Below are 9,885 nucleotides of genomic sequence, written 5' to 3' on the forward strand. Positions count from 1 at the left end.
CCTCTGTTGAATAAATGCCTCATGGTAATGTACAATCGTTCGATAGCTGCCGACGATTCTTGCGCTCTTGAGCGCGAAATGTTTTTAATTTCTTTCATTAAATTGTTTTTTCTAACCTGCAAATATAAGGTTTTTGTCCTTTAGTTGGTTAGAATTAGGTTTATTGCCGGCAACATAACCTTATTATACCAAGGTTTGTCTTTCCTAACAGTCGGGGTTATTTTGCTTCTATGCCATTTCCCCTGCATATAGTTAAAAGAGTTCTCAACTTCTGAATAATTAACTATCAGCGACGGCGCGTAAGCTTCTGATTTTACTATTTCTTTCGTTTCAAAGGATTCGTATTCAAAGAAATATTTATTTTCCTCAATAATCATCCATTCCAACCCAATTACTATTCCTTTTTCGGGAAATCTTATATTATATTCAGAGACATCTATCTCATTTTTTCGCATTCCCCTCTTAACCGTTACAATCAAATCATCATGTAACAAATCGCTTGTCGGGATAGAATCATTAAATTCAAATATCCTGATTTTTAACCTGGCATCTTTTTTCTCATTATCTGAAAAAAATACTATTTTCTTTAAAAAGGGCGTTATCTCATATATTGAATCATATTCAAATAATTTGCCGTATATCCATGGTTTATTACCCGAAAGTTGAGAATGATGAATCTTTTTGGCTTCTCCGATTTCGATTTCTTTGTCTTTTTTCCTATTGGAAATGACAAGTTCTTTCAGTTTAAAAATGGCTTCCTTTAAAATTATTTTATCGTTGTCTTTTATGGCGGTTTTTTTAACCTCGTAACCTACAGAAGAAAAAATCAATACTTTATCCGAAGTAGTATATATTTTGAAAATTCCGTTTTCATCTGAGGTCGTTCCAATATCCTCATTTTCGACCCAAATATTTACGTATTGTATCGGGCTGCCTTTATCATCTACAACAATTCCCTTAATTTGTGAAGAAAGTGTAGATGTGATAAATAAAAAAAAGTAAACAGTATTCTTCATTTAATTGGTTAGGATTAGGTTTATTGCCGGTTCATATACCGTCATTTTGTCTGATGGATTGGCAATATCCTGTTTAGTTTGTTTGTTCCATTTTCCGCCTGAGAAGGTGTAGACAAACTCTCTTTCAACAAAATTATATAATACAAAAGGGAAGTATGTTTTTTGTATGGTTGTCTTATTTGTGTTTGAATCGGTAACTTCTTTTTCCAGTTTATTCTTTTCGATTATCAACTTTTCAAAACCTACAAAAATTCCTGTTTTTGGCATTTTCAAAGCGAAATCAGTTACATCAAAATAGGTTTTATTCACGCCTTTTTTAACCGAAACTAAAAAATCTTTATTCAGTAATTCATCTCCCGGAGAACCATCTGGGTTAACCATAAAAAAATGGACTTTAAAAGAAGCACTTTCTAACTGGTTATCGGTGAAAAAATTGACTTTTTTGATGTATCGTGTCCTTTTATATTTTGGATTATAAGGGAAAAATTTTGCGTCAATTCGTGGTCCGTTATCAAAAGCCTGATAGGTTTCGTTTTTGACTTTCCCGATTTCAATTTCCCTAGTTTCAAATCTTTTGGCAATGACAACTTCCAATAATTGAAACGCGTTTACTTTCAAAATCACTTTTTCTGCGTCTGCTGCGTTAACCGTTTTCTTCTCATAACCCATAGCTGAGAAAATCAGGTTTTTATTTGGCAGACAATTAATGCTGAATTCTCCATTTTCTTCAGAAGTGGTGCTGTTGTTTTCATTTTCAACCCAAATATTCACATAGGAAATCGGTTTGTTATACTCGTCTACAACAATCCCTTTAATCTGTGCCGAAAGAGCCGAACCAATCAATAATATCAACCACAAAAATCTTTTTTCTTTCATCTTTTCTTATCCTCTTTTTAGCAAATCTGCTATTTTTCTATCGTTACTCAATCTCGGAATCTTATTCTGTCCACCTAGTTTTCCAATAGATTTCATATAATCCTGAAATCCATTTTTGGAAACTTTTGAAATAACCAATGTTTTCAATACTTTCCCAACAATTAAATCATCGTAATAAGTGTTTTGTTTTCGCATAGCGTTATCTACTTTCAGGGCAAATTCTTCAAGGTTTTCAGGTTCATTTTCAAATTCGATAAACCATTCGTGATAAGGCAATCCGGAACTTGGTGCAATTTGTGGCGCAACCGTAAATTCGTTTACGCGAATGTTGGAATTCTCCATAGCTTCTTTCAAAGCATGTTCGACTTCTTTACCAATAACATGTTCTCCAAAAGCAGAAATATAATGTTTGATTCGACCGGAAACAATTACGCGATAAGGTTTCAGACATGTAAACTGAACCGTGTCACCAATATTGTATGCCCAAAGTCCGGCATTGGTAGAAATTATTAAAACATAATTGACATTCAATTCGACTTCACCAATCGTGTAACGTTTTGGATTTTCGGTAAAGAACTCTTCAGATTTTACAAATTCATAGAAAATTCCTGAATTCAAAAGTAGCAGCATTCCTTTGTCTTTTTGTGAATCCTGATAGGCAAAAAATCCTTCCGAAGCCGGAAATAATTCGATCGAATCAACTTTTCTGCCAATTAGATTTTCAAATTTGGCGCGATATGGTTCATAATTCACGCCGCCATAAATAAACAGATTGAAGTTCTTAAAAATATCACCAACCGCTTTATTTCCATTTTGTTCCAGCTTCTCAAAATACATTTGAACCCAAGAAGGAATTCCCGAAATCACAGTCATGTTTTCGTTGAAGGTTTCTTCAACAATCGCATCAACTTTGGTTTCCCAATCTTCGATGCAATTGGTTTCCCAACTTGGCATTCTGTTTTTCTGCAAATATTTCGGAACAAAATGCGCCACAATTCCGGAAAGTCTTCCGAGATTAATTCCGTTTTTTTCTTCCAAAATTGGGCTTCCCTGCAGAAAAATCATTTTACCATCGACAAAGTCTGCTTTTCCGGTTTCGTGAATATATCCGAGAATGGCGTTTCGCGCAGCTTCAATATGGAATGGCATCGATTCCTTGGTCAAAGGGATATATTTTGCGCCCGAAGTTGTTCCTGAGGTTTTCGCAAAGTAAAGCGGTTTTCCTGGCCAAAGAATGTTTTCTTCGCCTTTTACAACACGGTCGACATAAGGCCGCAATTCTTCATAATCCCGAATCGGAACTTGCATGGCAAAGTCTTCAAAAGATTTGATTTTGGCAAAATTATGGTCTTTTCCAAACTGAGTGTCTTTGGCAGAATCCAAAAGATTTTGAAAAACTTTCTGCTGCGTTCCAATAGGATTTTGAACCCATTTCTGAGTTTTATTGTGAATGATTCCGGCGAATATTTTGGCGGCGAATGATTTTACAGACATATTATTCAAATTCGATAAAAATACTCGGATCGATTGGATAACCATCTTTCCATAATTCAAAATGCAAATGCACACCGGTAGATTCTTGTCCGGTTGAACCTGCCAAAGCAATCACTTCGCCTGTTCTTACCACATCGCCTTGCGAAACGGTTACTGAAGCTGCGTGTTTGTATACCGAAATAAATCCGTTATTGTGTCTTATGATTACGACGTTTCCTGTATTTGGTGTCCAATCGGCGAAAATTACTCTTCCGCTCAGGATTGATTTTATTGGTGTGTTTTTCGCCAAAGCGATATCAACCGCATAATGTTTGTCTTTTGGATTGAATTTCTCGGTTATCATCCCTTTTACCGGCGGGAATAAAACAGCAGTAACTTTTGGTTTTGCCTTTTCAAAAAGATTGTATTTGTCTTCTCTGTCAACTTCTTCCCTAAACTTCAAATCGGCGTTGGATGGTTTCAGGTCGTCTTCTGAAACAGCTTCCGAAGCTGATGCTAAAATGGAATCTTTATTGAATTTTGCATATTCTAAATCGCCAGTCAAAACCTTTTTAATCGATTGAATATAGGCATCGTTTTTTTTCAAAGCATGATTTAATGAATCTGATTTCAGAGCCAATTCAGTCGCGTCTTTCTTTAATTGTGTGGAAGCATAGCCCGGAATGTATTCGCGCAGCGGCGTAAACGCAATGATGTAAGTTGTGACAAAAATAATAAATAGTGCTCCGATTGTGGCTACCACAAAAACATTCATCAGCGTCAATCTAAGTGAGAAAATTTCTTCAAAAGTGTCTTCGTTCAAAATAACCAGGCGGTTTTTTGTAAACAATTTTTTCTTGATTATTTTTCGTTTGAGCCGTTTTTCGGACATGATTGTATGAATGATTTACAAATATAGAAAATAAGTTGGCTTAGCCTTTTTACTACTAACGATGTTTAACGTATATTTATTAAGGTGAAATTCAAAGAATGTTATTTTCTTTTTTACCTTTGTCGAAGTTTTTTAAAAATAAAATCTGCGAAAGCGCAAAATTATATATCATGGGAAGAATAGGAATGCCGGAAATATTAATCATTCTAGTTGTTGTTTTATTACTTTTTGGAGGTAAAAAAATTCCGGAATTAATGAAAGGATTGGGTTCGGGAATTAATGAATTCAAGAAAGCATCAAAAGGAGAAGAGGAAGCTCATGCTAATTCTAAAAAAGAAGAAGAGGAAGCTAAAAAGTAATTTTCTTTACTAAAATATAAATCCCAAATTCCATTACTGGAATTTGGGATTTTTGCTTTATAAAATCATCGTCAACTGAATCCGCTTGCGGTCTTCGTCAACCTCTACGACTTTCACCTGAACATGTTGATGCAGTTTCACCACTTCATTCACATCGGAAACAAAACCCGCTTTAAGTTGTGAAATGTGAACCAATCCGCTTTCCTTTATTCCGATATCAACAAAGCAGCCAAAAGCCGTAATGTTATTTACAATTCCTGGTAAAATCATTCCGGTTCTAACATTTTTTATAGTTGTAACTGTTGGATCAAATTCAAATACTTTAGCCGATTTTCTTGGGTCGAGTCCGGGTTTTTCCAATTCTTTTACAATGTCTTTTAAACCAAGAATTCCGATTTCGGGCGTGATGTAGTTTTCTAATTTTATTTGTGAAATCTTCTCTTTATTGGCAATCAAATCATTGGTTTTTAAACCCAAATCTTTTGCCATTTTTTCTACAATTGGATACGCTTCAGGATGCACAGCTGAATTGTCCAAAGGATTTTTTCCGTTGTGTATCCGAACAAAAGCTGCTGCTTGCTGATAGGCTTTATCGCCTAAACGCGGGACTTTTTTAATTTGTTTCCTATCTTCAAATGGACCATTTTCGGAACGAAACGCTACAATGTTTTCGGCCATTTTTTCGCCAATTCCCGAAACATAACTCAAAAGCGATTTACTCGCCGTGTTGATATTTATCCCAACAGAATTTACGCAGCGAGCAACAACGGTATCGAGTTCTTCTTTTAATTTTGTTTGGTCAACATCGTGTTGGTATTGCCCAACGCCAATTGATTTTGGGTCGATTTTTACCAATTCTGCCAAAGGATCTGAAAGTCGTCTTCCGATAGAAACCGAACCACGAACCGTTACATCATATTTTGGAAATTCATCACGGGCAATTTTAGATGCAGAATAAACCGAAGCGCCAGCTTCAGAAACAATAAAAACCTGAACTGGTTTGTCAAAAGCAATTTTCTTGATGAAGAATTCGGTTTCGCGGCCAGCCGTTCCATTTCCAATAGAAATTGCTTCAATATTATAAGCATTAACCATCGAACGGATTTTTTTCATTGCCATCGCACTTTCGTTTTGTGGCTGATGCGGATAAATGGTTTCGTTGTATAACAAATCGCCTTTTTCATCGAGGCAAACAATTTTACAACCCGAACGAAATCCCGGATCAATTGCCAAAATTCGTTTTTCGCCTAAAGGTGGCGCCAATAAAAGCTGGCTCAGATTCCCAGCGAAAACATCAATGGCTTTGATATCGGCTTTTGCTTTGGCATCCTGCAAAGTTTCGTTAGAAATTGCAGGCTCGAGCAATCGTTTGTAGCTGTCTTTTATGGCTAATTCGATGTGCGAAGTTGTGTCGTTCTTAGTTTTTATGATTTCGTTTTCGATAAAATTAATCGCTTCTTCTCCCGAACCTTCTGGATCGATATCGACATTTAATTTTATAAATCCTTCGTTTTCGGCCCGAAGCATCGCTAATAATCGATGCGATGGCGCTTTTGAAATCGGCTCAGCCCAATCAAAATACTGTGAAAATTTTTGAGCGGCTTCATCGTTTTTTTTGGTTTTTACAACCTTTGTTGTAACAATCGCTTTTCGCTGAAACAATCGACGAAGATTTTTTCGGATATAAATATTCTCATTAATCCATTCGGCGATAATATCTCTTGCACCTTGCAATGCTTCGTCTTCATTTTTGACTTTATCATTGAGATATTGTGTCGAAATAAAATCGACATCTTCATTTCTTTGACTAAAAATAATTTTTGCTAAAGGTTCCAATCCGTTTTCACGGGCTATATCGGCTCGGGTTTTTTTCTTCTTTTTATAAGGCAAATACAAATCTTCAATTTCCTGCAAATCGAAACTTTCCTTGATTTTTTTCGCTAATTCTGGTGTAAGCTGACCTTGCTCGTCGATGATTTTCAGAACAAATTCTTTTCTTTTTACGATTTCGTCATACTGCTTTGAAAGTTTGGCGATATTTTCAATAACCACTTCATCCAGATTTCCAGTTTGATCTTTTCGGTAACGCGAAATAAATGGAATGGTGCAATCTTCGGAAAGTAATTTTAACGTGGCGCTAATGTTTTTATCGGCTGTTTGAACTTGCGCCTTTATGAAATTTATGTTAGTCATTTTTGAATTTAATTTTGAATTTTGTTGAAAGCGTTTCCAAGATTTTCGATAACATCTGTTATCAACATGCTTTCTGAACTTTGTGTTTCTAATGTAATATCAGCAGCCAAACCATGAATGAAAACACTAAGAATTGCGGCATTTAACGGTTCATAATTCTGTGCCAGAAAAGCGGTAATGATTCCGGTTAACGCATCGCCCGAACCACCTTTCGCCAATCCTGAATTTCCAGTTGAGTTTTCAAAGCTTTCTTGTCCGTCGGTAATAAAGGTTTTGTGTCCTTTCAGAATAATAATCAGCTGTAATTCTTTTGCTTTTATTGTGGCGGTTTGTCTTCTTTCTGATTCAGAATCGTGTTTTCCAAAAAGTCGATCAAACTCTTTAACGTGTGGCGTCAAAATTGATTTTTGTGGAAGTTTTAAAAGTTCACCCTGATTTTTAGCTAAAATATTCAATGCATCGGCATCAAAAACAACTGGTGTTTTTATGTTTCCTAATACTGATTTCAAAAGAGTTGTAGCTGATTTATCAGTACCGATTCCGGGACCAATTGCAACAGAATTATATTGGTTCCAATTCTTTTTGTCTTCCCTAAATTCAATCATCGCTACGGGAACAGAAGTAAAAACAGCAAGTCGCTCTTTCTTTGGAATATTTACAGTAACCAAACCTGCTCCTGCTCTTAGACAAGCTTTGGCACAAATAATAGCTGCGCCCATTTTGGATTTGCTTCCGGCGATAATCAAAGCGTGTCCGTGATTACCTTTATGTGAATCGGCCACTCTTTTTTTGAATAACTTTAGAATACTATGGATATCAAGAACCATCATAAAATTAGTCTTGAACTATAAAATCTTTTGGATCTTCTTTTTTGAATTCAGGTTGGATGTTGATGTGGTTGATATTGAATTTTTCGAATAAAACGATTTCAACTTCGTCTAATAAAACATTGAATTCGCTCATTTTTATATCTTGAGAACAATCGAGATGTGCTTCAAGATGCAACTCTTCATCATTTAAATGCCAAACATGAATATGATGCAGTTTATTAACACCTTTGATTTTATGGACTTCACGAACCACTTCTTTTATATCAATAAAATCAGGCGTGAAAAGCATTAGCATTTTTGTTGCTGATATTATCAAATCATAACTTACGTAGATTAAGTAAAACGCAATTAATAAAGTCATTACGCTATCAACCCAGAACCAACCGTAAAATTTCATTAGCAAGCCGCCAACTAAAACTGCCACCGAAGCCATCATATCGGTCAATAAGTGCAAATAAGCCGATTTCATATTAAGGTTGTGCTCTGAATCTTTTTTGAGTAATAAAACCGAACCTCCGTTGACTATAATTCCCAAAAGTGCTAACCAAATGACCAAACCAGATTGAATTGGTTGTGGATGAAATAATCTTGAAGCTGCTTCATAAACTAAAAAAAGTGCAACTACGACTAACGTAATTGCGTTTATAAATGCTGCAATAAGCTCAGCTCTTTTGTAACCGAAAGTATGATCAATTGATGCTTTTCTTCGCGATAATTTGTGTGCCAGTAAACTAAAAGACAAAGATAAAACATCGGAAAAATTGTGAAGCGCGTCTGAAATCAGTGCTAAACTTCCTGAAATAATTCCGCCTACAATTTGAGCAATTGTAATAAGAAGGTTAAGTAAAATGGAATAAACCAAATTTTTTCCTCTCACTTCGTGTTTGTGAATGTGAACGTGATTGTGTTCCATTTTATTGGCAGGCAATTTTATTAACTCTGTTAGCGTGTCTTCCGCCTTCAAAATTGGTGTTTAAAAATGTATCAACCATTTCAACGGCTTGTTGGATTGATGTAAACCTTGCCGGAATACTAATAATATTAGCATCGTTATGTTGACGAGACAACCCTGCAATTTCTTTTGTCCAGCACAATGCCGAACGAATTCCCTGATGTTTGTTCACTGTCATATTTATTCCGTTTCCTGAACCACAAATTACAACACCAAAATCTGCTTTTCCGGTTTCAACATCTACAGCAACAGGATGTCCAAAATCCGGATAATCAACACTATCAAAAGTATTGGTTCCGTGGTTGAATATTTCGTGACCTTTTTGCTCTAAAAAAGCAACAATTGCTTTCTTATAATCTGGTCCGGCGTGGTCATTTCCAATTGAGATTTTCATAGTGTGGTGTTTTAATTTAGCTAGGTTTCCGAATGTCCGGTGGACATTCTCCTCTTAATATCAAATGACAAATTTACGGAAACTATTGGTTGTATTTTTAGTTTATTCTAAGTGTTTGATTTTTAAAAGCTAACCTTTTTTTGATTTTGCATATATTTTGCAACTGTTTGAAAATAATTGTGTTATGCATAATTAAAATGTTAAAATCATGCAGTGTTAATAGTATTTCGCAATTCGTTGATAATCAGTTAACCTTAAATTAACATAGATTGTTAACAACTTTGGATAGAATTTTAGAAGTTTTTTTTGGTTCTGAAGTTAAAAGTTGTAATCAAAAACCAACTTCACAAAAGCAAATTTAGTTTGGCATTTTTTTAGAAAAGTTATCAATATAAAAAGTGTGTTTTTCAAACAAATTAAAAATTAAAGTTATCTACAAAAAACAGCTTTTTTGAGTTGTGAACAACTGTTAATTAAAACTTAAAAAAGGTTTAGGATGAACGTTTTAAATTCTCAAAACTATGTTGATAAATACATATAAAAAACCATAACTACAAAATCTGCTTTTAAAAATTAAAGTTATTGTACAAATGAACATGCTATAATAACCATCATAAATTTAAATTTATTTAATTTTTTTTATTGTTGTTTTTAATATGTGTTGATAACAATTCATTTTATGAAATAACAAAAGTTATATTTTCAATAAATCTTAATACTTAATTCTTTTATCTTAATACTTCTTCGTAATTTTCAGCATTAATTAGAAAAAGAAAATGAGTAAGAAACCTAAAAAGTTCGGGAAAAATGAAAAGACTTTCTCCGAAAAGATATTTAAAATATTATCAAAAAACGCGAATAAACCTTTTAACTACAAACAGATAGCTGCTATTTTAGAAT

The 9,885-nt window shown here is 34.5% G+C and carries 9 protein-coding genes; 1 reads left to right on the forward strand and 8 read right to left on the reverse strand.

What is annotated here, in order from left to right; translation table 11 throughout:
• Window positions 1-140 precede the first annotated feature (140 nt).
• The 4 genes from ABIQ27_RS12085 to ABIQ27_RS12100 are packed head-to-tail and all read right to left on the reverse strand — an operon-like array spanning window position 141 to window position 4,215.
• Window positions 141-1,016, reverse strand: coding sequence for a carboxypeptidase-like regulatory domain-containing protein (locus ABIQ27_RS12085; protein WP_348034155.1), 876 nt, complete (start codon window positions 1,014-1,016; stop codon window positions 141-143).
• The gene (locus ABIQ27_RS12090; RefSeq protein ID WP_348034156.1) at window positions 1,017-1,892 is read right to left on the reverse strand and encodes a carboxypeptidase-like regulatory domain-containing protein; all 876 of its coding nucleotides are present in this window, start codon (window positions 1,890-1,892) and stop codon (window positions 1,017-1,019) included.
• Window positions 1,893-1,898: 6 nt separating this feature from the next.
• Window positions 1,899-3,386, reverse strand: a complete 1,488-nt coding sequence (locus tag ABIQ27_RS12095) for a GH3 auxin-responsive promoter family protein (RefSeq protein ID WP_348034157.1) — start codon at window positions 3,384-3,386, stop codon at window positions 1,899-1,901.
• Between the two features lies 1 nt (window position 3,387).
• Complete coding sequence (locus ABIQ27_RS12100; protein ID WP_348034158.1) at window positions 3,388-4,215, reverse strand: M23 family metallopeptidase; 828 nt, start codon at window positions 4,213-4,215, stop codon at window positions 3,388-3,390.
• Between the two features lie 212 nt (window positions 4,216-4,427).
• Between ABIQ27_RS12100 and tatA the strand changes: the two genes are divergently transcribed.
• Window positions 4,428-4,616: a twin-arginine translocase TatA/TatE family subunit gene (tatA, locus tag ABIQ27_RS12105; RefSeq protein WP_348034159.1), complete on the forward strand. Its 189-nt coding sequence runs from the start codon at window positions 4,428-4,430 to the stop codon at window positions 4,614-4,616.
• A gap of 57 nt (window positions 4,617-4,673) precedes the next feature.
• On the opposite strand, the gene ABIQ27_RS12110 is transcribed toward tatA, so the two are convergent.
• The 4 genes from ABIQ27_RS12110 to rpiB are packed head-to-tail and all read right to left on the reverse strand — an operon-like array spanning window position 4,674 to window position 8,985.
• Complete coding sequence (locus ABIQ27_RS12110) at window positions 4,674-6,809, reverse strand: Tex family protein (protein WP_348034160.1); 2,136 nt, start codon at window positions 6,807-6,809, stop codon at window positions 4,674-4,676.
• Between the two features lie 8 nt (window positions 6,810-6,817).
• Window positions 6,818-7,639: an NAD(P)H-hydrate dehydratase gene (locus ABIQ27_RS12115; protein ID WP_348034161.1), complete on the reverse strand. Its 822-nt coding sequence runs from the start codon at window positions 7,637-7,639 to the stop codon at window positions 6,818-6,820.
• Window positions 7,640-7,643: 4 nt separating this feature from the next.
• Window positions 7,644-8,552, reverse strand: a complete 909-nt coding sequence (locus ABIQ27_RS12120) for a cation diffusion facilitator family transporter (protein WP_348034162.1) — start codon at window positions 8,550-8,552, stop codon at window positions 7,644-7,646.
• Between the two features lies 1 nt (window position 8,553).
• Window positions 8,554-8,985: a ribose 5-phosphate isomerase B gene (gene rpiB, locus ABIQ27_RS12125; protein ID WP_348034163.1), complete on the reverse strand. Its 432-nt coding sequence runs from the start codon at window positions 8,983-8,985 to the stop codon at window positions 8,554-8,556.
• Between the last annotated feature and the right edge of the window lie 900 nt (window positions 8,986-9,885).

The organism is Flavobacterium sp., assembly GCF_039916025.1.
GTDB lineage: Bacteria > Bacteroidota > Bacteroidia > Flavobacteriales > Flavobacteriaceae > Flavobacterium.